We start from the raw sequence: 21,692 nt of genomic DNA on the forward strand, positions 1-21,692 counted from the left end.
GAAGCATAGATGGCAACTACACTACCAAAGGTTCCCGTCGTTATTGTCGGAATGGGATGGGTTGGCGGCATCATCGCCGCCGAGCTGACCAAAGCCGGAATTTCCGTGGTTGGATTGGAACGCGGCAAAAGCCGTGATACGCAGGATTATTACCATGTCCATGACGAGCTTCGCTACGCTGCCCGTTATGAACTGATGCAGGATTTGTCCAAAGAAACGGTAACGTTTCGAAATACCATGAAGATGAGAGCATTGCCGATGCGTACATACGGTTCCTTTTTGCTTGGCGACGGTTTAGGCGGGGCCGGGGTTCACTGGAACGGTCAATACTATCGGTTCCTCCCTTACGACTTCGAGATTTACAGCAAGACGGTGGAGCGTTACGGCAAGAAAAAAATTCCGGAGAATATGACGCTTCGCGACTGGGGCATTACCTATGATCAGCTCGAGCCTTACTTTGTGAAGTACGAGCAAATGGCGGGGATATCGGGAGAGAAGGAGCTGCCGTCCAATATCGGGAAGATGTCCACTCCATTTGCTACCGGTCCCATGAAGAAGACTCCGGGAATGAAGCTGTTCGAGGATGCGGCCAAGAAGCTGGGCTACAATCCTTATGTAATCCCTTCGGCCAATCTGTCGGAGCCTTATAAAAATCCGGATGGCGTTGAGCGTGCTCCATGTCAATACTGCGGGTATTGCGAGAGGTTCGGCTGCGAATACGGCGCGAAAGCCGATCCCGTTGTCACGGTACTCCCGGTTGCGAAGCAGACGGGGAAATTGGAGGTCCGCACCCATTCCAACGTGATCAAAATCAATCATGAAGGCAAAAAAGCAACCGGCGTCACTTACGTGCATACCCCGACCGGAGAAGAATATATCCAGCCTGCCGACGTCGTTATTCTTGCAAGCTACGTCTTCTCCAATGTAAGACTGCTGTTGCTTTCCAAGCTAGGCGAACCGTATGATCCGCAGTCGCAAAAAGGCTCTGTCGGACGCAATTACGCTTACCAAGTAAACGGTGCCAGCACGAGCATTTTTTACGAGGATCGCGAATTTAACTTGGCTATGGGCGCGGGCGCGCTTGGGAGCAGCATCGATGATTTCAACGGCGATAACTTTGATCACAGCGATCTCAAGTTCCTGCATGGCGCCAACATCCGGTTTACGCAGACCGGTCTCCGCCCGATTCAGTATCAGCCGGTCCCGGCCGGTACGCCGAAATGGGGAGCCGAGTTCAAAAAAGCGACGATCCATAATTCAAACCGCGTGTTGTCGGTTACCGGGCAAGGCGCCAGCATGCCGAACCGGTATCACTTCCTCGATCTTGATCCGGAATACAAGGATGCGCTTGGATTGCCGCTTATCCGGATGACCTTCGATTTCGAGGATCAGGACCGCGAGCTTGTCAAATTTATCGCGCAGAAGACGAAGGAAATCGCCGATCAAATGGGCGGAACAAAGACGGAAATTCACGACTCGCTCAAGCAATACAACATTGTTCCGTATCAGTCTACCCATAACACGGGCGGAACGATAATGGGAACGGATCCCAAGACATCCGTCGTCAATAATTACCTGCAAATGTGGGATGCGGAAAATGTTTTCATCTGCGGTGCATCCAACTTCTCGCATAACAGCGGATATAACCCTACCTCAACGGTTGGCGCGCTGGCTTACCGGACGGCGGAAGGGGTTCAGAAGTACATCGATAAAGGCGGTTCACTCGTGTGAGCAATCAGCATGGCGAAGCGGCTGAGACTGTCGGCAGCGATCTGATCAGTCATCTAACCGAGCTTCGGAAACGCCTCATTTATGTGGCCGGCTGGTTTTTGGCATCCTTGGGCGTGGGGCTGTACGCGGCGCCGAAAATATTGACCTTCGTCAAAGGACATTTGGGAGCCATTGAGGTGGAATGGAGCGTCTTTGCTCTCTCGGACGGCATAGCAGTGTATATGAAATGCGCGCTGCTCGTAGGGATTATCCTGACGCTTCCTTTCCTCATGTACCATCTGTGGGCATTCGCAAGACCGGGCATGACGGACGCGGAGGCCAAAAGCACCTTGGTCTATGTACCGACCTCGTCCTTGCTGTTCGTTGGCGGCGTGTTATTCGGATACACCGTAGCCCTGCCGATGATGATCCGGTTCATGATCAAGCTGAATCAGTCGATGGGAGCTCAAGAGGTGTACGGCATCCAGCATTACATGTCTTTTCTGATCAGCTTCCTGCTTCCGATGGGGGTTGCTTTCGAGATGCCGCTCGCTATGACATTTCTTACCCGAATCGGGATGCTGACTCCGGGCAAAATGAAGCAGGTGCGAAAATTTGCGTATGTAGGTCTGGCGGTTGTGGGAACACTTATCTCACCTCCGGATTTTGTATCCCATTTGTCCGTGACCGTTCCACTCATTCTGCTCTTCGAGATCAGCGCTTTTATATCGGCGCGTTATTATAGGCGGAAGTTTGCTGTACAAACGACTTGATTGTGGAGGGATCGTATGTTTAACAACGTAGGAATTTCAGGGCTGATTATTATTTTGGCTATCGCTTTGATTGTTTTTGGGCCGGCAAAGCTGCCTCAGCTTGGACGGGCCTTTGGCGATACGCTGCGCGAGTTCCGGAATTCAACAAAAGGGATTGCCGATGACGAACCGGAAGTCAAATCCAACGTTATCGAGCTGGAACAGACAAAAAATTAAAAGCGAATAGGAGACAGCCGCAATGAAAATCCATAAGCTGCTTATGATTGCCGCTCTCGCCGTAACCGTGATGGGAACGGCTGCGGGATGCGGATCAAATTCAGGCAAGAACAACAATAATGCCAATACGGGCGCAAGCAATAACGCCGGTACCAATGCGGGAACAAACGCCGGAACAAACGCAGGGACCAATGCCGGCAATAATGCCGCAGGCGGTGGCGGATCGAAGGCGATCACAATCAAAGCGAAGAACTTCGAATTTGATCAGCCGGAAATCCGCGTCAAACAAGGCGACAAAGTAAAGATCACCTTGAACAACGCCGAGGGCTTCCATGGCTTCGCGATTCCGGATTATAACGTCGATATCAAGGAAAACAACGGTACGGCGGAATTTACGGCCGACAAAGCCGGCGAGCATGAATTCCATTGCTCGGTTGTATGCGGCGCAGGCCACAGCAAGATGGTTGGCAAATTAATCGTTGAATAAGGTCGTTGCAGGAAGCCGCTAAATTCGCGGCTTTTTGTTTTGTTTACGGGGTGGTAAGATGGTCTTGTTTGACAGAGGCGGGCTTCAAATGAAAAAGGAGCTGCTGCATCTGGAAGGCGCGCAAGCATTCGTGAATAAAGGAAATGTCCACAAGAGGATGTGACGCATAATGAATGAAAAAGTCTCGAAGGCATTTGACCGATTGGCCATCGCGTACGAACAGTCCGTCGATCAAAGCAGCGGGCATAATGCCTATTATGAACGGCCGGCGATGATGAAGCTGCTGCCGGACTCTATGTCCGGCATGGCGGTTCTGGATGCGGGTTGTGCTGCAGGCTGGTATACCGCGCAATTCGTTGAACGTGGAGCGCAAGTCACAGCCATAGATCTTAGCCCGGAGATGGTTGCGGCATGCAAGAGAAGAGTAGGGGATAAAGCAAACGTATTGGTCTGCGAGCTTGGCCGGACGCTGCCGTTTGAGGACGAATCGTTTGACCTTATTGTCAGCTCGCTTACCCTGCATTACGTCGAGGATTGGGGAACCGTCTTCCGGGAGATGCGACGCGTGCTGAAGCCGGGCGGTACAATGCAATTCTCGGTCCATCATCCGTTTATGGTGTTCCGTGAGTTTGAACGCACGGACTATTTCGCCCATGAATTATTAACGGATGTATGGAATAAGAAGGAGACGGGACCCGTGGAGGTAACCTTTTATCATAAATCCATGATGGATATTGTTAACGCGACGACGGAATATTTTACACTGGATCGAATGATTGAACCGCAGCCTGCCAAGGCGGATATGGAGCACCCGGAAGCGGAAGACTGGTATAAGCGTTGGTACGGCCGTTTAATGACTAATCCTTGGTTCTTGATTATCAAAGCACGGAAATAACATTTGGATTGAAAATTAATTTTTATCTAACATTGGCTAAATACATCCTTAATACAGCTCCTTTATGCTAACGGTAGAACAAACGATAAAGGAGCCAAATAAAGCGATGAAAGCCCAAAAAACAGAACCTGCAAGAATGCCGGAGTACCGAATCAGCGAAAGCGAATCGATGCAATACAAGCTGCTTTACCAGATCCGCATGGGCAATATGAGCACAAGCGAACTGGATAAGCTTCAATTCCTTTGCAAAAGCGAGCTTCATCAGCTGCGCACCGAGCTGGATACGATGCTGCAAGAGCTTCGCGAGATGAACAAGCAAATGCAAGGCAAGAACGAAGAGTATACGGAAAAAGATAAGGAAGGCATCGCTGCTTAAGAGGCAATGATGCTTTTTTTATTTGTCTTTCAAGAGAGAGTTTAGGACATATGTCCTTTTTGTTTTTTCACTCTCGTCGTTTAATTAGAAGAGCGAAACGAACGAGGAGGATGACGAGTGATGAGAGGCATTCTATTTGCCGTGCTGGGCGGTGTGTTTCTAACCTTGCAAGGGACTGCCAATTCAGCGATTGGCGAGCAGCTTGGCACCTGGCAGGCCGCTGTTCTGACGCAAGGAACGGGCTTTGCTGCCGCGTTGTTAATCGTATGGCTCACAGGCGACCGGTCGTGGAAGCAGCTCAATCAAGTGAAGCTTCGCTACCGGTTCGGAGGAGCGTTTGCGGCTTTTATCATTTTCAGCAACATTACGGCTTTTCACCATAACGGAGCAGCCATTACGGTATCGTCCGTGCTGATTGCCCAGATCCTGGTTACATTAGGAATGGAAAAAGCCGGCTGGTTCGGGAATGCGGCAATCCGGTTAAGAGCCCCGCAATGGATCGGCATTGCCCTTATGATTACCGGAATCTTATGTTTATCGTTCTGACCGGATAAAATATCCCTTAGAAAGGGGAGGCCGCCCGTTGAAAGAAATTTTGGATGATGCAAGGATCGATCAATACCTAACCCAATACGCGTTAGACGATGTATTCCCAAGCTCGCTTCGGCAGCATCTGGCGTTATACCGGTTCGAACCGGGCGACACGCTATGCAAGCAAGGCGAAATACCGGAGTATATCTTCTTTCTCATGCTTGGAAAAGTGAAGGTGTACACGACCTCGGCAGACGGGAAGACGCTGCTTATTAATTTTACCTCCCCGCTAGGCGTGCTCGGCGAGATTGAATGCCTGAACGAATTGGAAAATTTGAATACCGTATCCGCGGTAACCAAAGTGGAGACCATTGTTTTTCACAAGCGTTGGCTGAAGCTATATCGGGAAGAAGTACCGTTCCTGCAATTTATGCTGCATCTCGTCACCGAAAAGTTTTATAACAAGTCGGTGTCGCTTAGCTTTAATCTCTTGTACCCGGTCGAAGTCCGGTTGGCAAGCTATTTGCTCTCCGTAACGACCCCGGAGGATGCTATAGTCAGCACGACTCATCTGAAGGATATGGCGAATCTTATCGGAACAAGCTACCGGCACTTGAATCGCATTATTCTCGGCTTCACCGGCATGAACCTGATCGAGCGCAGCCGGGGAACGCTTCTCGTGAAAGACCGCAAGGGACTTGAAGAGACTGCCGGAAAAAATATTTACGAGAATGGGGACCGGAAGGAGCAGAAATGATGTTAACAGGTATATTACTGGCATTGATGGCGGGTTCGCTGGTCAGCGTGCAGAATTTGTTCAACAATAAAGTCAATGCGGCCGCGAATTCGCATACAACTACGGCTCTAGTGCTTGGAATGGGCTTTATGGCTTCGTTAGGCATGGGGTTGCTGTTTGAAGGAGCGGATTTGCTGAGCTGGAAGCCGATGCCCGTCTGGTTCTGGTTCAGCGGCTTGCTTGGCATCGGCGTAGTCACTTGCGTCGTAAAGGGAGTAAGGCTATTGGGCCCAAGCTATGGGACAACGATCGTAATGGCCTCCCAGCTGCTTTGCGCTTTATGGTGGGATTCGGCCGGTTGGTTTGGACTCGAGCGGGTGCCTTTCACGCCGCAGAAAGCCATTGGCATAGCTGCGCTTCTGGCAGGAATTCTCTTGTTCAAGTCAAAGCCTAAGGAGAATCGACAGCTTGGAGAGGTGCGGCATGAATTATCGTAACAAACGATTAGACGGAAATGCATCTTGAAAAGGATTAAGGAAGCCGCGTTCGGTGGCTTCTTTTTATGTTAAGATAAAGGGATAGCTTATCGTAAGAGAGGGAAGTACATGCAGCAAGAGAGCGTACAGCTTAGAATGGAAAGAGACGAGAACGGCTTCCTTCAAGGGGTGAAGGATTGCGTACCTACTTTACTGGGGTATTTAAGCATCGGATTCGCGGCGGGAGTGGTTGGTCATACCTCGGGGTTAAGCGTACTGGAAATTACCTTGATGTCGATTCTTATTTATGCCGGCTCCGCGCAATTTATTATCGCCGGTATGGTAGCCTCGCAAGGCTCCATAGCGGCAATCGTGTTTACCGTATTTATCGTTAATCTTCGGCATCTGCTGCTAAGCGCGGCATTGTCTCCTTATTTCCGCCAGTTGACGGCGTTCAAGACCGTGATGATCGGTACGCTTTTGACGGACGAGACTTTTGGAGTGGCTATGAACAAAGCCTCAAACACGAGGGCGCTTAGCGAATCTTGGATGAACGGTCTGAATGTAACGGCCTATCTCAATTGGATACTTGCTACGATGGCGGGAGCTTTTCTGGGGCAATGGATTACGAATCCGGAGAAGTTCGGGCTCGATTTCGCGTTGCCTGCGATGTTTATTGGACTGCTGGTCTTGCAGCTATTAGGCCGCCAGAAGCTGTTCAGAGATATGGTCGTTGTCGTAAGCGCGGTGATTATCGTTGTAGGTGCAAGCACGGTGACCTCGGGAAGCGTGGCGGTTATTATCGCTACCGTAAGCGCGGCAACAATAGGAGTGTTGATTGAACGATGGAAATAAGATGGGATATTCTTGCCATTATACTAGGTGCTTCAATCGTTACTTTTGTTCCCAGGGTGCTGCCGCTTGTTGTGCTCAGCCGATTGCAAATCCCGGATCTCGCGATGCGATGGCTAAGCTATATACCGGTTGCGGTTATGGCAGCCTTATTAGGCAATGAACTGCTGATGACCGGCGGTAAGCTTACCGCTCTGCAGGATAACATCGAGCTGTTTGCCGCGCTGCCCACCTTCTTGGTAGCGATATTCACGCGCAGCTTGCTTGGCACGATTATCACGGGCGTAGTAACCGTCATGCTGCTGCGGTTGATATTATAGGTCCGTATATCGCAGACTTTTTCTTATAATGGCATTTGTTTAGATCCTACGTACAGAAAACGGGTCTTGACTGCGAATGATTATCCAAGACAAAAGTAACAGGTTGTTGCAGCAAGCTTGGAGGAAGTTGAAATGAGATCAGAGATGCATTATCAAAAAGCAAAAAAACGGGGACTATGGAAGAAGCTTGTCCTTCTTGTTATGCTTGCCTGCGTTTTTTTCGCCGTAGTGGGAGTAATTGCATTTAAATTCATGGTTGAGAGGCAGGATGTGTCCTTGCTGGAGGAGCCGCTGCCTGCCGCCACGATCATTTACGATCAGAATAACGAAGAAGCGCTTCGCATTTCGCCGAAAAAAGCCGAAGCCGTCAGCTATGACAGCCTGCCGGAGCAACTGATCGAAGCGGTAGTCGCCGTAGAGGACAAACGGTTCTTCGAGCATAAAGGCACGGATTTGCAAGGGATTGCCCGTGCCATGATGACCAATCTGACTAATGGCAAGACGGTACAGGGAGCAAGCACCATTACGCAGCAGCTGGCGAAAAACGTGTTTCTTAGCCAGGAACGGACCTGGACCCGCAAGTGGAAGGAGCTGCTGCTCGCCGAGAAAATCGAGAAAAATTACGATAAGCAGCAGATTATAACCTTTTACTTGAACCAGATTTATTTTGGCGAAGGGGCTTGGGGGATTAAGAAGGCTTCCGAGGTGTATTTTGGCATTCCGGTGAACGAACTGTCGCTTACGCAATCGGCACTGCTTGCCGGAATGATCAAGGCGCCTTCGGCACTCTCGCCCTACAGCCATCCGGAGGAAGCGAAAGCCCGCAGAAACGTCGTGCTGAAGCTTATGAAGGATCAGGGCAAGATTGATCAATCGACTTATGAGGCCTCGGTAAAGGAGCCGCTTCATATTCAAAGCTCGAAGCCAAGCAGCAGTGACGCCATTAAATACCCGTATTTCATCGATCAGGTCATTCGAGAGGCAAGCGAGAAATATGGATTAACGGAAAATGAAGTGCTTCACGGAGGATTCCGGATCTATACGACTCTGGATAGGAAGATGCAGGAAGCCGCCGAGCAAGTCTATTCGGAGGACAGCCTCTTTCCGTCGAGCAGCTCGGATCAGCTGATTCAAAGCGGGGCTGTGCTTGTAGATCCTAGAGACGGCGGGATACGGGCTCTCATCGGAGGCCGCGGCGAGCAGCCGTTCCGCGGCTTTAACCGGGCGGTGCAGCTGAAACGCCAGCCGGGCTCTACGATGAAGCCGATATCGGTGTATACGCCGGCTTTGGAGCGTGGGTATACTCCGGACAGTACTTTAATGGATGAACCGGTTAATTTCGGAGGTTATCAGCCCAAAAATGCGGGCGGCAGCTATCATCGCGAAGTATCGATCTATGAAGCACTCATTCATTCTTATAATGTGCCTGCGGTATCGCTGCTTAATGAGATGGGGATTGATGCAGGGATGGAAGCCGCAAAGCGGTTCGGTATCGAGCTTACGGATTCGGACCGGACGCTGGGACTTGCTTTAGGCGGCTTGCAGGAAGGAGTCTCGCCGCTCGCCATGGCTGAAGCTTTTGGCGTATTCGCGAATGACGGAACGCGGATTCCGGCACATGCCATTACTCGGATCGAGCCGGCTGAAGGGGAGACAACAGCCCAATTCGATTCCAACGGCAGCGTGAAAGTGACGGAGCCTGCCGTTGCCCGGACGATGACTGCGATGCTTGAAGGAGTCGTCAAGGAAGGTACCGGCGACGCAGCGGCCCTTGGCGATCGCCAGGTAGCAGGCAAGACGGGTACTACCGAAATGCCGGGAACCGGCGGACAAGGGATGAAGGACAATTGGTTTGTCGGGTATACGCCGCAGTTGGTTGGAGCGGTATGGCTGGGTTATGACCATACGGATGCCAGCCACTACCTGACGACAACCTCGAAGGCAGCAGCAGCCGTATTCCAGAAGCTGATGAGTGAAGCTCTTGAAGGCGAGCCGGTAATGGCCTTTGCGAAAGCGCCTGGGATTTCGAAGAAACCAAAGGATACCGGGAAGAAACAGGAGGAGAAAGAGGATAAGCCGAAGCACGATAAACCGGGTCGCGAAAAACCGAAGCACGATAAACCGGAGAAAGATAAGACGAAGAAAGGGCCGTCAGACGAGCATAAAGGCAAAGGAAAGGGAAGAGAAGGCAAAAATGACGAGGATTGAGATCAAGCAGCATTCGGATAAGGCCGTTATCGTAGTCCATGAGATCTACGGTCTGAATTCGCATATCTCAACGATGTGTACAAAATTGGCTGAGCAGGGGTATGATGTATATGCTCCGAATCTGCTCGACCGGAAAGAGCCTTTTGGTTATGAACAAGAGCAAGAGGCTTACCGAAATTTTACGGAGCATGTCGGATTCGATAAAGCATCTTCCGCCATACTAACATTAACCGGTCAGCTAAAGCCGCAATACCGACAATTATTCCTTGTTGGATTCAGCGTTGGGGCAACAGCATCCTGGATGTGCGGCATGAGCCCCGATATCTCGGCGGTGGTGGGCTACTATGGCTCCCGAATCCGTAGTTATAAGGAGATCAATCTTGCCTGCCCGGTGTTATTGTTTTATCCGGAAGCCGAGCCCTCGTTTAACGTGGATGAGTTGATAGCCGAATTACGGGGCAACACGCAGGTCCAAATCCGCAAATTCGGCGGAAATCATGGCTTTGCGGATCCTTATTCTCCGCGGTATGTCCAAGCATCGGCGGAAAAAGCCTTTGGTCGAATGACGGATTTTCTCAATTCCATTGGTTGAATTTCAAAAAAGGGTATGTTAAGATACCTGTAATTTAAGGATTGGGGTTGAAAAAGATATGTAGGATTTTCTTGCGACGGTAGACAAGAATAAAACGAACGATAACGATCCGTTTCGATTGTTTTATTTTTCTATGCGCAAGAGAGTTACTACCTCTTTTTCACTCAGGAGAATATCCTTTTCCGACCGTTTGGACGGTATCCAAGGGCCGGATTTGCCGTATTCATTTGAGCTGCGAGAAAGGTAACTTTCTTGCAGCTCTTTTTGATTGCGGGGGGAATTTCCATGTCATTGATTAATGTCTCGAACCTTACGTTTGCCCATGAGGGCAGCTACGATAATATTTTTGAGAATGTCAGCTTTCAGATTGATACGAGCTGGAAGCTGGGCTTTACCGGTCGCAACGGCCGGGGAAAAACAACCTTTATGAACCTGCTGCTTGGCAAATACGAATACAGCGGACATATTTCGGCGAACGTAACGTTCGAGTATTTTCCGTTCCGGGTAGAGCATCCGGAATATTTGACGGCGGATGTCGTCGAGGAAATTTATCCGGATTACCAGCAATGGGAGCTCGTGCGCGAATTGACGCTGCTACAGGTATCCGATGATGTTCTGTACCGGCCGTTTAATACGCTTTCGAACGGTGAGCAGACAAAGGTGCTGCTTGCCGCCTTATTCCTTAAAGAGGACAGCTTCCTGCTTATCGACGAACCAACCAACCATCTGGACATGAACGCGCGGAAGCTGGTCAGCCAATATTTGAACAGCAAGAGCGGATTTATCCTAGTCTCCCATGACCGTACCTTCCTGGATCATTGCGTTGACCATATTCTCTCCATCAACCGAACGAATATCGAAATTCAGAAGGGCAACTTCTCTGACTGGTGGGAGAACAAGGAGCGGCAGGATCAATACGAGCTGGCGGAGAATGATAAGCTGAAAAAAGATATTAAGCGGCTGTCGGATGCGGCGAAACGCACGAATAACTGGTCTCATGAAGTCGAGAAGACAAAGAACGGCACGAGAAATTCCGGCTCCAAGGTAGACAAAGGTTATATCGGACATAAAGCAGCCAAAATGATGAAGCGCTCGAAGTCGATGGAGCAGCGTCAGCAAACGGCAATCGACGAGAAATCCACGCTATTGAAAAATATCGAGTCTTCCGACAGCTTGAAGCTCGAGCAGCTGACTTACCATAAGCCTCAGCTTGTGGAGCTGGAGCGGCTCTCGGTTTACTATGGCGATAAGGAAGTATGCACGGACGTCAGCTTTACGATCGAGCAGGGAGAACGCATCGCACTTTCCGGCCGTAACGGCTCCGGCAAATCCAGTCTTCTTAAGCTGATCGTCGGAGAAGACCTGACTTATACAGGGACATTCCGCAAGGGAAGCAACCTCAAAATTTCTTACGTGTCCCAGGATACTTCCCACCTGCGGGGCAATTTGACGGATTACGCCAGAGAGCACGGAATCGATGAAAGTCTTTTTAAGGCTATTCTGCGCAAGCTGGATTTCTCCAGGATTCAGTTCGAGAAGGATATTTCCGCCTTCAGCGGAGGCCAGAAGAAGAAGGTCTTAATTGCGAAGAGTTTAAGCGAGAAAGCGCATCTTCATGTATGGGATGAACCTTTGAACTTTATCGACGTCATCTCCCGCATGCAGATCGAAGAGTTGCTGCTGGAGCATACGCCAACCATTCTGTTTGTCGAGCATGACCGGGCATTTTGCGAAAATATCGCGACTAAAATCGTTGAGCTGTAACAAACAAAAAAAAGGCCGCCCTTCGTTTAAGAGAAGGGCGGTCTTGCTGTATGACGGATAAAAATAAAAAGCCTCGTATGGACAACGAGGCGGAATTTACGATTGCGTATCAAAAAAAATCATGCTATAGTAATAAAACCTCTGCATGAGTTTCATATGTATGGTCGCACTAAGCACATCTTATCTACACTTATATAATATCATGCGGCGCATGCGGTTGTCAAATGTCAAACGTTTATTTTCGAGATTTTTTTAAAATTCGAGAAGGAGTGTGTTTATAGTTATGATGCAGAAAGAATGGGATCAGGAGCAAAATCGCCTTCATGAAGTGAAAGTTAAGCTGAAAGAAAAAATTGCGGAGCTCGAACCGGAAGTGGATCAGCTGTACGGTCAGGCCTCGAATATACGCAGGCATTTTTGGGAGGAAGTGACCGTCAATACAAGCTCGGACGAAGATTTCGAAGAAACGTTCTTCAGCATCAATCAGCAGGCCGCGTTATTATCCGAGCGGGAGCGGACTCACGAGAAAAGGCGCCAGCAGTGGAAAAGCCTGAAACGGCTTCAACAATCCCCTTATTTCGGGCGCATTGATTTTAAAGAGGATGGCGTGAATGAGGCAGAGCAGGTCTATATCGGCTTATCGTCCTTCCTGGCATCGGACGGAATGAACTTTCTGGTCTACGATTGGCGGACGCCGATCGCAAGCTTGTATTACGACTATTCTCCGGGTCCTGCTTCCTACGCGACGCCTGGCGGACGGATCGCAGGAAGGATGGAGCTCAAACGGCAGTACCAGATTAAAGACGGGGAGCTTCTAAATTTCTTTGATGCAAGCGTCACTATAGGTGATTCCATGCTGCAGCAGGTGCTCGGGCAAGGCGCCAATAACCAGATGAAAAGCATAGTGGCCACGATTCAGAAGGAACAAAACGCGATTATCCGCAACGATACCAGCCGGATGCTGATCGTGCAGGGAGTGGCCGGAAGCGGGAAAACCTCGGCTGCCCTTCAGCGGGCAGCGTATTTGCTGTATAAGCACAGAGAGCGGTTGACGGCCGACCAGATCGTGCTTTTCTCGCCTAATCCGATGTTTAATAGTTATGTTTCAACCGTTCTTCCCGAGCTTGGCGAGGAAAACATGCAGCAGACGACCTTCCAGGAATATTTGGACTACTGGCTGGGGGCAGCCATGCAACTGGAGGACCCGTTCGAACAGATCGAATACGTGCTCACGCAGGAAGCGGCTGATGGATATGAAGCACGGGTTGACGGGATTCGGTACAAAGCATCGGAAGCCTTCCTTCATGCGCTTCAGAAGTACGCAGGATGGCTAAGCCGTGAAGGCATGTTGTTTAAGAGCATACGGTTCCGGGATCGCGAGCTCATTACTTCGAGGCAATTGTCCGAGCAATTTTACGGTTACGATCCTTCCGTCCGCCTCGCCAATCGGGTTATCCTGCTGCAGGAATGGGTATTGAAGGAACTGCGCAAATTCGCGCGCAACGAGCTGTCGGCGGAGTGGGTGGATAAAGAGCTTGATTACCTTGATAACGAGCAATACGTGGAGGCTTACAGCGAGATCCTGAAGAAATTCCAGCGCGACGAAGAGCTGTTTGACGTTTCCGAGCGTTATGCGAAAGCGCTGGACCGCGCCCGCAAGTTTACGAATCAGGGAGAGGATCAAATCTTCGACTTCTCCGAACAACAGGAAGACCTGCTGCGCCAAATGATTGTGAAGGAGCATTTCAAGCCTTTACGCCGGATGGTGAAGAAAATGAAGTTCGTCGATGTAAACGGGCTTTACGCGCAGCTGTTTGACGAAGACGAAACGGCTTATAGCCGGATGACCGAAGGTGCGGCAGCGCCGGCCAACTGGCCGGAAATTTGCAGGCAAACGAAGGAGAAGCTGGCCAAAAAAGAGCTGTTCTATGAAGATGCCACGCCTTATCTGTTTCTTAAGGAATTAATTGAAGGCTCCCGGATGAATACGATTGTCCGCCACATCTTCGTGGACGAAGGCCAGGATTATTCGCCATTCCAATACGCGTTCCTGAAGAAGCTGTTCCCGAATGCCCGCATGACCGTGCTTGGCGATTTCGGGCAGGCGATTTTTACCCAATCCTCCAAGCTCGGGGGAAAAGACTCGCCGCTGCTTAAGCTGTACGGGGAGGAGAGTACTACCCTCATTCCGCTCCTGCAAAGCTACCGGTCGACGAAAGAGATCGTGGAGTTCACCAGGCTGATGCTCCCAGGCGGGGAAGAGATCGTACCGTTTGACCGTCATGGCAAAAAGCCGTTGATCACGACGGCTAGCAGCCGCGGGGCATTGCTCCGGCAGCTTGTTCAAGATCTTGAGTCTCTCCAGGCGGAAGGCCACCGGTCGATCGCCGTCATTGCGAAGAACGCAGCCGAAAGCAAGGAGGCTTACGAAGCGCTGACGTCGAACGGAATGGAAGACATTCGCCTCATTACAACGGAAACGTTAACCTTCGAATCAGGCATTATGGTTATCCCGGCTTATCTGGCCAAAGGCGTGGAGTTTGACGCCGTCGCGATCTACGACGCATCGTCGGAGTCCTATCATCGCGAGAGCGAAAGGAAGCTGTTCTATACGGCATGTACCCGCGCGATGCATCAGCTCCACCTCTACATTAGCGGGGAATGGGCGCCTTATCTGCAATCCTTGAGCGGGGAGCTATACGAGCTTCAGGCTTTGGAATAAGCATCGGCCAGTTCCGAGAAGTACCGGATGGTGCAATCCCGAAACGACGCGGCCGCTTGTGTCAGGTATCGTCCCTTGGGCCAATGAAGCGAGATGGAGCGTTCGCAATATTCTTCCTTCAGAGGGACAGTAACCACGTCCGGTCCGGTTGAGCCTCCCCAAGTAACGGCAGGAAGAAAAGCTAGCCCTTGACCCGCCCGAATGAGACCGCGGACCGTGGCGGGATCATCGCTTTCAAACTGAATAGGCGGCGTGAAGCCGGCGAGCCGGCAGAAGGCATCCGTAGTCTCCCGCAGCGATTTGCCGGGAGGAAGGCTGATGAATCTTTCCTCCTTCAATTCCTGCAGGCTGATCCGGTCGCGCTTTGCCAGACGATGCTCGGAGGGCAGCGCAACGACAATACTCTCCCGCAGCAAGGCGACCGAATGACAGCCGGGCGGAGGCACAGCCCCGTCTGACAGGCATAAGTCAAAGTCGTAAGCATGTTCGCCGGGCAAAGCGTGCTGAAGCAGATGGAATTGCGTATCCGGTCTCGTCTTGCGGTAATCGGCAAGAAGGCCTGGAAGGAGATGGGAGGAGACGCGTACATCCAGCGTGATGTAATCGGAAGGAGATTCCACCAAATCCTGCAGCTCTTTCTTTCCATCCTCCAAAGCTTGAAGAGCGATATCCACTTTGATCAGAAAATGGATGCCATGCTCATTAAGCCGGATTGATTTGTTGGTGCGTTCGAACAGCTTTACCCCAAGCTCCGCTTCGAGGGAAGCGATCATTTTGCTAAGGGCAGGCTGAGAGATATGCAATTGCCGGGCGGCCTGCGTCATGTGCTGCAATCGCGCCGCCGTTTGAAAATATTTCAGTTGCAGGAGCTCCAATGGATTCACCTTTTCTTTCCTTGTTATAACCTTAGGGTTATAGTTGCTATGCCTAAATATATATTAGAATTCATGGATTCTCAAGATTATAATGATCACATCACCATACAGATGGGAGAAGGGCTCTAGTGATTATTCAAACGTCATCGGGACAAGTAAAAGGCGTTCAATTAAGCGGCTGCTATGTATATAGAGGGATTCCATATGCGCAAGCACCGGTCGGAAAGCTGAGATTCAAGCCGCCTCAAGCGCCTCAGGCATGGGAGGGAATCAGGGACTGCGGCGCTTTTGGCCCAATCGCTTATCAGCATGTTGACCCTAACCGTTCCTTTCCGGAGCTTGCGTACTCGGAGGATTGTCTGAATCTGAATGTCTGGACATCCGGTGCTGCGGGGGCGCTTCGGCCTGTTCTTGTTTACGTCCATGGCGGCGGATTTATATCCGGCAAAGGTGCGGACTGCGACGGCAGCCGTTATGCCGCCGAAGAAGATATGGTCTTCGTCTCGCTCAACTACCGGCTTGGGGCCATGGGTTTTCTTGCCTTGGAAGAGGTGCTTGGAGAGGAATACGCGACATCGGGAAATAACGGCATGCTGGACATTATCGCGGCGCTGCGCTGGGTTCAGACGAATATCGCCGCCTTTGGCGGCGATCCTGCGCGAGTAACCGTTATGGGGAATTCCGCCGGTGCCAAGTGTACGGCAACCTTGTACACCATGAAGGCCGCGGAAGGACTGTTCCATCGAGCGGTTGCGCAAAGCGGGGCGACGCAATCCATAAGGGACAGGAATACCGCTGCCGTCACCACGAGCAGACTCCTTCAAACGTTAGGGTTGAAGCCGGAGGAAGCGGAGCGGCTTCTCGAACTGCCGGCCGAGCAGCTGATCGAGGCTCAGATGAAGGTTGGACCGGATACAGCCGGCAATCTCCATATGTTTGGGCCCGTTGCGGATGGCCTTCTTATTCCTTTAGATCCCATCCATTATCTCACAGAAGCAGAGAAGCTGCCGCCTCTCTTGATCGGAACAAACGAGGACGAAGCGGCCATGTTTATTTTCAACGATCCGGGCTTACAGCAGCCCCATGCCGACACGCTGAATAGACTGTTTGGCGAGAATCAACAGATGGTATGGCATTCCTTCATCCGGCATTCCGGGACGATTCCCGCGGAAAAGGCCTGGAGCAAAGCGTTAACCGAGCATTTGTATGCGATTGGCTGCATGCAGCTCGGGCAAGCGGTTGCGGCCTCGGGTGCGCAGGTATGGATGTACAGGCTAACGTACGGAGGTTGGCTTGGAGCCATTCACGGTTACGAAGGCAGCTTGATTAACCATGTAGAAAACCCAACGCGAGATCTCTCCAATCAAGCAAACGATCCTTATTTCATTGCGGATGAAGCCGCAGGTCTAGCTGCCGGGATGCGCGCAGGCTGGAATGCATTCATCCGTTGCGGTGACCCGAATACCTCTGAGCTGCCTGAGTGGCCGGAGTATGGAAATAATCAATCCGTCATGATGCTTCAGCTGGAAAGCTATGTTCAAGAGAACTTTGCGCCGCCAATCGGGATTACCGTCGCGCATCAGGTTTGGAGGACGTAAGAAATGATGCTTGTTGAAGTGACGGCTGCAATGCTGCTTCTAGGACTTTTGCTTGGGTTTGTCGGGGCAGGGGGATCGGGTTTTATTATCGCGATCTTGACGGTTGCCTTCGGTTATCCGATTCATACGGCGCTTGGCACCGCTCTTGCGGCGATGTTCTTTTCCTCTTTATCCGGGTCCGTCAGCCATTACCGCGAAGGCAATATGATTCTGAAGACCGGCGCCATTGTTGGCCTGGCAGGCGCGGCAGGCGCCTGGGTCAGCTCGGGCTGGTCTTCCTTTATTCCGGAGGATCGGTTAGGTTGGATGACCTCCGGAATGCTGTTCAGCTCCGGTCTGGCTCTTTGGTTCAGAATGGCTTATCAGGCTAAGCATGGCGGGAAAAGCCCATCAACGCCGATGCAGGCAAGCGGCATGAGGTTCTATGCGTCCGCTGCTTCTATCGGTTTGGTAACGGGGGCCTTGTCCGGCTTGTTCGGGATCGGATCAACTCCATTCATCCAGCTTGGGCTGATGCTCATGCTGGGCATGTCCATGCGGTTCGCGGCAGGAACAACCATGCTTGTTATTATGCCTATCGCGTTAGCGGGAGGAGCCGGTTATTACTCTGTCGGATACTTGGACCTTCAGTTGCTGATCGCCGTTGTGATTGGCACGATGCTTGGCTCTTATATCGGCGCGAAATTCACGAAACGCGTGCCCGCGGTTATGCTCAAGACCTGCATGGTGATGACGCCAATGCTTGGCGCGGCGATTTTGCTCCTTTAAAAAGGATACCGGAAGGTCTTCAGCGAACTCCTTATTTATCCTAATGCGATTGAAGGGAGCTGTATGCAAGTGAGCAAGGATACTGCGTTAATGGTTATTGACGTTCAGAACGGCATGTTTCTCGAGGATTATCCTATTCATGAAGAGGAACAGCTGTTAAACCGTATTCAATTGCTCCTCGCCAAAGCGCGGGAGAGTCATAATCCGGTTATCTATGTCCAGCACAATGAGGAAGAGGGAGCACCCCTGGAAACCCATACACCGGGCTGGGAGATTCATACCGCAATTGCGCCGGCAGCCCAAGACCTAATTATTCAAAAGCACGTGCCTGATTCTTTCCGCGAGACTAATCTTCAGGATGAGCTGGCCGCCAGAGGGATTAAAAAGCTGGTCCTGTCCGGTCTGCAGACGGACTTATGCGTTGACGCGACATGCCGGCGGGCAGTCGAACTGGGCTACGACGTTATTGTAGTGAAGGATGCCCACAGCACATGCGGACAAGGCTCCCGCAGCGCTGAAAAGATCATTGAAGAATACAACCGCTCATTTGCCGAACGCGTCAAACTCCTGGAAGCTTCAGAGGTTGAATTTATTTAGTGGGATTAATCATTAATCACATGAATGAAGAAGGGGTTTATCTGACAGATGGGTTATATTGAAGAAGTAACCAGGGATTTATATCGTTATCTTCCTCCGTTAACGGGCAAAGACGATCTCGATTCCTTCTGGAGCGCTACGATTGAACAGGCAAGGGCTGTACCGCTTCAACCGGAACGGACGGAGATTAATTATTCCGGCAAGCATGTCAAGGTTTACGATATCGCGTTTAACGGCCTCGATGAGACAAGAATCCGCGGCTGGCTTATTGTCCCCGCCTTTCTGAAGCAAGAAAAATATCCGTGCCTTATCCATTACCATGGCTTCTCGGGAAGCCGGGGAGAGCCTGCCGGTCATATGCATTGGACGATGATGGGCATGGCCGTTCTAGCCGTGGACTGCCGGGACCAGGGCGGCCCAACGGGCAACAGCGCCAGCTATACGCATGGCTTCCTCTCGAATGTCGCCAGCAAAGGCGTGCATAACAAATGGGAATATTATTACCGGTATGCTTACATGGATTGTCTCAAAGCCATCGATTTCGCTTGCGCGCAGGCGGATATCGATGCGGACAAGATTGTCATTGAAGGCGGAAGCCAAGGCGGGGCGCTGGGCATGGCGGTCGTAGCCTTGGATAACCGTCCGAAGCTGGCTATGGTCGACGTTCCGAGCAACAGCAATCTGGTCGCCCGCATTGAAGGGAATCACGGAGCGTTTGGCGCGGTAGCCGAATACTTGAAGAGGCATCCGGAGCAAACCGATCTTGTCATGGATAACTTAAGCTATTTCGATACGATGAATCTGGCTCACCGGATTAAGTGCCCCGTGCTTGCCTCGGTTGCGCTTAAGGACGAGACTTGTCCGGCTCAAATGTATTTCGCCACCTACAATCGGATTCAAACGGAGAAAGAGATCGTCATTTATCCGTTTAACGGGCACGAAGGCGGAGGCGGCAGGCAGACCGAAGTCAAGCTGGCCTATCTGGCCGAACATTTCAGCGAATGGTTTGAATAATAAAGAACAAAAGGAGCTTATGCCCAACGATGTCTCGTTGGCATAAGCTCCTTTTGTTGGTTTACGGCAAGGTCGCGAGATACGGCTTCACGGTTCTGGCCAATAGATAATTGCCGGATGCGTCCCAGTTAATGGACCAGGTCATAGCGCCGCGGAAATCCGGATATTTCGCTACCGGCTTATACGTGCCGCAATCGCTGCCGGTTGCCAGACATTTAACGGCTTGGTTTACAACCGCAGGAGCGACATAACCGCCGCCTGCCGCCGATGTAGTAGCCGGTACGCCAATACCGAGCTGCGACGGGGCAACCCATTGCAGCGTAAGGTCGGAAAGGGCGGTCAGGAAATCAACGGTGCCTTGGGAGTAACATTTGCCGTCACGGCCAAGCATGCAGCCGGAGTTATAGTACTGAACATTAATGACCGAAGTGATATCCTTCAGGTTGGTATAGAGCTGCATATAAGAGGTATTCGCATTCTGCATATCTATGGTTTGAGGCGCCATGGTTAGAATAAAGCCGGAACCGACCTTTTGCTGAAGCTGGCGCACCGCGGTGGTGAGATTCGCTACATTCATGCCGTTCTCCAGATCGATATCGATGCCGTCGAAACCAAACTGGGTGATGAGGCCGTACATGCTGTCCACAAAATTAGATACGTTAGGCGAAGAGCTGTTCAAGTTAATATTGCCCTTCTCGCCGCCCACGGATAAGATGACTTTCTTGCCCTGTGCATGCTTCTGACTGATGTCGTTAATTAGGTTGGCATTGGTATAACCGCCAAGCGCCGAAGACAAGCTTGAATCCACGCTGAACGTGACTCCGCCAGGCTTCGACTGGTCCATCTCCGCAAAGGACACAACGATAATATCGTATTCGCTTGGCACATCGCCAAGCTTCACGTTAGCGGCTCCGTTCACGAAGTTCTGCCAGTAACCCGTCAGCGTATGCTTCGGCAGACTGCCGCCGCCCGTATTCGCTGGACTTGTAGTGACGCTTAAAGCGTTGCTTGCCGCGGATACATTTCCGGCCGCGTCTTTCGCTTTGACCGTAAAGCTATAAGCAGTAGAAGCGGTAAGTCCCGTCACGTTAGCGGATGTTCCTGTGACGGATAAAACAAGCGTGGTTCCTCTGTAGACATCATAGCCGGTTACGCCGACATTATCGGTGGAAGCATTCCAGGCAAGCGATACGCTGGTTGAAGTGGTTGCCGTTGAACGCAAGCTGGCAGGGGCGGAAGGGACTGTCTGGTCGGCTGTGGGGGCTAAGGTTGTTGCGCTAACCGCGGTGCTTGCTGCCGAGGCATTGCCGGCCGCATCCTTCGCTTTTACGGTAAAGGAGTATGAAGTGCTGGCGCTAAGCCCGGTATTGGTAAAGGCAAGCGTGCTGGAGTTCGTGCTGCCGGCAAGTATGGTTCCGCGATAGACATCGTAGCCGGTTACTCCCACATTATCGGTAGATGCATTCCATGCGATCGTGACGCTGGATGAGGTGGTTGAGGTAACCCGGACATTACCAGGTACGCTTGGCGCTGTCGTATCCCCGCCACCGCCTTGAACGGGATTCCAAAGGGCGGGTACAACGGGAGGCTCCCAGCCTGTTAAGGAAGTATGGCTCTGAATGCATTTGTAGGTTGTACCGTTGTATGTAACGGTGTCGTTCACGGCATAGGACACATTGGGTGCCCAGGTACCGCGGTCTGCCGCATTTGCTGCCGCGGGAATAAACGTCAGCAGCAGGGACAGCACCAAAACAAAGGATAGTAGTCTGCGAGTGAAGGCGTGATGAGAATGGGCAAGTTTCATCATTAATTCCTCCTATTCAAACATGAACTATCTTGCAAAACTATTATTAAATGGTAAAGGGTTTCTCTCAAGGAGGAAAAACGTACGATCCCGGGATACTATTTCATTCGGAGAGTGACGCCATATGGTTACCCTGTATTTGCGCGAACCGATTTATTTGTGACGCAAGGCATAATCACGCGCGTTGGTCAGACGGAGGAGATTGCGCAGGCGGCTCTGTTCCCGGCTTCGGATGAATCGAGCTTCGACAACGGCGTTGTTTTTGCCGCGGACGCGGGCTGGACGGCAGGCTTCTAATCCGGATCCTAAAATAAACACTTGCTTAGGTTTGCAACTTTTTTTCTGCTCAGATGATGCTATACTTATAAGACTGGAAAT

The 21,692-nt window shown here is 51.2% G+C and carries 21 protein-coding genes and 1 pseudogene; 20 read left to right on the top strand and 2 right to left on the bottom strand.

From position 1 onward, the window contains the following. The first annotated feature begins 9 nt into the window (after positions 1–9). The 15 genes from FHT67_RS25175 to helD all read left to right on the top strand — a co-directional run bounded on the left by FHT67_RS25175 (position 10) and on the right by helD (position 14,658). The gene (locus FHT67_RS25175; RefSeq protein ID WP_132309272.1) at positions 10–1,731 is read left to right on the top strand and encodes a GMC family oxidoreductase; all 1,722 of its coding nucleotides are present in this window, start codon (positions 10–12) and stop codon (positions 1,729–1,731) included. Next, positions 1,728–2,483, top strand: coding sequence for a twin-arginine translocase subunit TatC (gene tatC / locus FHT67_RS25180; RefSeq protein WP_132309274.1), 756 nt, complete (start codon positions 1,728–1,730; stop codon positions 2,481–2,483). Before FHT67_RS25175 ends, tatC begins: the two co-directional genes overlap by 4 nt. Positions 2,484–2,498: 15 nt before the next feature. After that, positions 2,499–2,699: a twin-arginine translocase TatA/TatE family subunit gene (tatA, locus tag FHT67_RS25185; protein WP_132309276.1), complete on the top strand. Its 201-nt coding sequence runs from the start codon at positions 2,499–2,501 to the stop codon at positions 2,697–2,699. 22 nt (positions 2,700–2,721) lie between these two features. Further along, positions 2,722–3,186, top strand: a complete 465-nt coding sequence (locus tag FHT67_RS25190) for a cupredoxin domain-containing protein (protein ID WP_132309278.1) — start codon at positions 2,722–2,724, stop codon at positions 3,184–3,186. 169 nt (positions 3,187–3,355) lie between these two features. Continuing rightward, positions 3,356–4,081, top strand: a complete 726-nt coding sequence (locus tag FHT67_RS25195) for a class I SAM-dependent methyltransferase (RefSeq protein ID WP_167201697.1) — start codon at positions 3,356–3,358, stop codon at positions 4,079–4,081. A 106-nt stretch (positions 4,082–4,187) separates the two neighbouring features. After that, complete coding sequence (locus FHT67_RS25200) at positions 4,188–4,457, top strand: hypothetical protein (RefSeq protein ID WP_167201698.1); 270 nt, start codon at positions 4,188–4,190, stop codon at positions 4,455–4,457. Between the two features lie 120 nt (positions 4,458–4,577). Further along, positions 4,578–5,003, top strand: a complete 426-nt coding sequence (locus FHT67_RS25205) for a DMT family transporter (protein ID WP_132309284.1) — start codon at positions 4,578–4,580, stop codon at positions 5,001–5,003. Between the two features lie 37 nt (positions 5,004–5,040). Beyond that, positions 5,041–5,745 (top strand): Crp/Fnr family transcriptional regulator, encoded by a 705-nt coding sequence (locus tag FHT67_RS25210; protein ID WP_132309286.1) that lies wholly within the window; start codon positions 5,041–5,043, stop codon positions 5,743–5,745. Further along, entirely contained in the window at positions 5,745–6,221 is a 477-nt protein-coding gene (locus FHT67_RS25215; protein ID WP_132309288.1) for a DMT family transporter, read from the top strand. The genes FHT67_RS25210 and FHT67_RS25215 overlap by 1 nt, the downstream gene beginning before the upstream one ends. A 108-nt stretch (positions 6,222–6,329) precedes the next feature. Further along, on the top strand, positions 6,330–7,055 hold the full coding sequence (locus FHT67_RS25220) for an AzlC family ABC transporter permease (RefSeq protein ID WP_167201699.1): 726 nt from the start codon (positions 6,330–6,332) through the stop codon (positions 7,053–7,055). Beyond that, positions 7,046–7,372: an AzlD domain-containing protein gene (locus FHT67_RS25225; protein WP_167201700.1), complete on the top strand. Its 327-nt coding sequence runs from the start codon at positions 7,046–7,048 to the stop codon at positions 7,370–7,372. The genes FHT67_RS25220 and FHT67_RS25225 overlap by 10 nt, the downstream gene beginning before the upstream one ends. A gap of 132 nt (positions 7,373–7,504) precedes the next feature. Then, on the top strand, positions 7,505–9,580 hold the full coding sequence (locus FHT67_RS25230; RefSeq protein ID WP_167201701.1) for a transglycosylase domain-containing protein: 2,076 nt from the start codon (positions 7,505–7,507) through the stop codon (positions 9,578–9,580). Next, the gene (locus FHT67_RS25235; RefSeq protein WP_167201702.1) at positions 9,567–10,172 is read left to right on the top strand and encodes a dienelactone hydrolase family protein; all 606 of its coding nucleotides are present in this window, start codon (positions 9,567–9,569) and stop codon (positions 10,170–10,172) included. Before FHT67_RS25230 ends, FHT67_RS25235 begins: the two co-directional genes overlap by 14 nt. Positions 10,173–10,457: 285 nt before the next feature. Continuing rightward, complete coding sequence (locus tag FHT67_RS25240) at positions 10,458–11,936, top strand: Lsa family ABC-F type ribosomal protection protein (RefSeq protein WP_167201703.1); 1,479 nt, start codon at positions 10,458–10,460, stop codon at positions 11,934–11,936. Between the two features lie 283 nt (positions 11,937–12,219). Beyond that, complete coding sequence (helD, locus tag FHT67_RS25245; protein ID WP_208403541.1) at positions 12,220–14,658, top strand: RNA polymerase recycling motor HelD; 2,439 nt, start codon at positions 12,220–12,222, stop codon at positions 14,656–14,658. On the opposite strand, the gene FHT67_RS25250 is transcribed toward helD, so the two are convergent. Continuing rightward, positions 14,643–15,542, bottom strand: coding sequence for a LysR family transcriptional regulator (locus FHT67_RS25250; protein ID WP_347880127.1), 900 nt, complete (start codon positions 15,540–15,542; stop codon positions 14,643–14,645). The genes helD and FHT67_RS25250 overlap by 16 nt on opposite strands. A 119-nt stretch (positions 15,543–15,661) precedes the next feature. Between FHT67_RS25250 and FHT67_RS25255 the strand changes: the two genes are divergently transcribed. From FHT67_RS25255 to FHT67_RS25270, 4 genes are all read left to right on the top strand, one after another. Continuing rightward, the gene (locus tag FHT67_RS25255; protein ID WP_167201704.1) at positions 15,662–17,131 is read left to right on the top strand and encodes a carboxylesterase family protein; all 1,470 of its coding nucleotides are present in this window, start codon (positions 15,662–15,664) and stop codon (positions 17,129–17,131) included. A 6-nt stretch (positions 17,132–17,137) separates the two neighbouring features. Then, positions 17,138–17,899, top strand: coding sequence for a sulfite exporter TauE/SafE family protein (locus tag FHT67_RS25260; protein ID WP_481856734.1), 762 nt, complete (start codon positions 17,138–17,140; stop codon positions 17,897–17,899). Between the two features lie 69 nt (positions 17,900–17,968). Beyond that, on the top strand, positions 17,969–18,496 hold the full coding sequence (locus FHT67_RS25265; RefSeq protein ID WP_167201706.1) for an isochorismatase family protein: 528 nt from the start codon (positions 17,969–17,971) through the stop codon (positions 18,494–18,496). Positions 18,497–18,544: 48 nt separating this feature from the next. Beyond that, on the top strand, positions 18,545–19,510 hold the full coding sequence (locus FHT67_RS25270) for an acetylxylan esterase (protein WP_167201707.1): 966 nt from the start codon (positions 18,545–18,547) through the stop codon (positions 19,508–19,510). Between the two features lie 61 nt (positions 19,511–19,571). Here FHT67_RS25270 and FHT67_RS25275 read toward each other — a convergent pair whose 3' ends face one another. Then, the gene (locus FHT67_RS25275) at positions 19,572–21,317 is read right to left on the bottom strand and encodes a fibronectin type III domain-containing protein (protein WP_167201708.1); all 1,746 of its coding nucleotides are present in this window, start codon (positions 21,315–21,317) and stop codon (positions 19,572–19,574) included. A gap of 156 nt (positions 21,318–21,473) precedes the next feature. Between FHT67_RS25275 and FHT67_RS25280 the strand changes: the two are divergent. Then, a pseudogene (locus tag FHT67_RS25280) lies at positions 21,474–21,611 on the top strand (3-ketoacyl-ACP reductase); the annotation flags it as partial. Positions 21,612–21,692: the final 81 nt, after the last annotated feature.

This window comes from Paenibacillus sp. BK720 (assembly GCF_011761545.1).
In the GTDB taxonomy this organism is placed as follows: Bacteria; Bacillota; Bacilli; order Paenibacillales; family Paenibacillaceae; genus Pristimantibacillus.

Bases quoted from the DNA above. Each gene is read 5' to 3' on its own strand.
- FHT67_RS25175 (WP_132309272.1), top strand. From the start codon at position 10: ATGGCAACTACACTACCAAAGGTTCCCGTCGTTATTGTCGGAATGGGA.
- tatA (WP_132309276.1), top strand. From the start codon at position 2,499: ATGTTTAACAACGTAGGAATTTCAGGGCTGATTATTATTTTGGCTATC.
- FHT67_RS25190 (WP_132309278.1), top strand. From the start codon at position 2,722: ATGAAAATCCATAAGCTGCTTATGATTGCCGCTCTCGCCGTAACCGTG.
- FHT67_RS25195 (WP_167201697.1), top strand. From the start codon at position 3,356: ATGAATGAAAAAGTCTCGAAGGCATTTGACCGATTGGCCATCGCGTAC.
- FHT67_RS25200 (WP_167201698.1), top strand. From the start codon at position 4,188: ATGAAAGCCCAAAAAACAGAACCTGCAAGAATGCCGGAGTACCGAATC.
- FHT67_RS25205 (WP_132309284.1), top strand. From the start codon at position 4,578: ATGAGAGGCATTCTATTTGCCGTGCTGGGCGGTGTGTTTCTAACCTTG.
- FHT67_RS25215 (WP_132309288.1), top strand. From the start codon at position 5,745: ATGTTAACAGGTATATTACTGGCATTGATGGCGGGTTCGCTGGTCAGC.
- FHT67_RS25220 (WP_167201699.1), top strand. From the start codon at position 6,330: ATGCAGCAAGAGAGCGTACAGCTTAGAATGGAAAGAGACGAGAACGGC.
- FHT67_RS25225 (WP_167201700.1), top strand. From the start codon at position 7,046: ATGGAAATAAGATGGGATATTCTTGCCATTATACTAGGTGCTTCAATC.
- FHT67_RS25230 (WP_167201701.1), top strand. From the start codon at position 7,505: ATGAGATCAGAGATGCATTATCAAAAAGCAAAAAAACGGGGACTATGG.
- FHT67_RS25235 (WP_167201702.1), top strand. From the start codon at position 9,567: ATGACGAGGATTGAGATCAAGCAGCATTCGGATAAGGCCGTTATCGTA.
- FHT67_RS25240 (WP_167201703.1), top strand. From the start codon at position 10,458: ATGTCATTGATTAATGTCTCGAACCTTACGTTTGCCCATGAGGGCAGC.
- helD (WP_208403541.1), top strand. From the start codon at position 12,220: ATGATGCAGAAAGAATGGGATCAGGAGCAAAATCGCCTTCATGAAGTG.
- FHT67_RS25260 (WP_481856734.1), top strand. From the start codon at position 17,138: ATGCTTGTTGAAGTGACGGCTGCAATGCTGCTTCTAGGACTTTTGCTT.
- FHT67_RS25270 (WP_167201707.1), top strand. From the start codon at position 18,545: ATGGGTTATATTGAAGAAGTAACCAGGGATTTATATCGTTATCTTCCT.
- FHT67_RS25275 (WP_167201708.1), bottom strand. From the start codon at position 21,317: ATGATGAAACTTGCCCATTCTCATCACGCCTTCACTCGCAGACTACTA.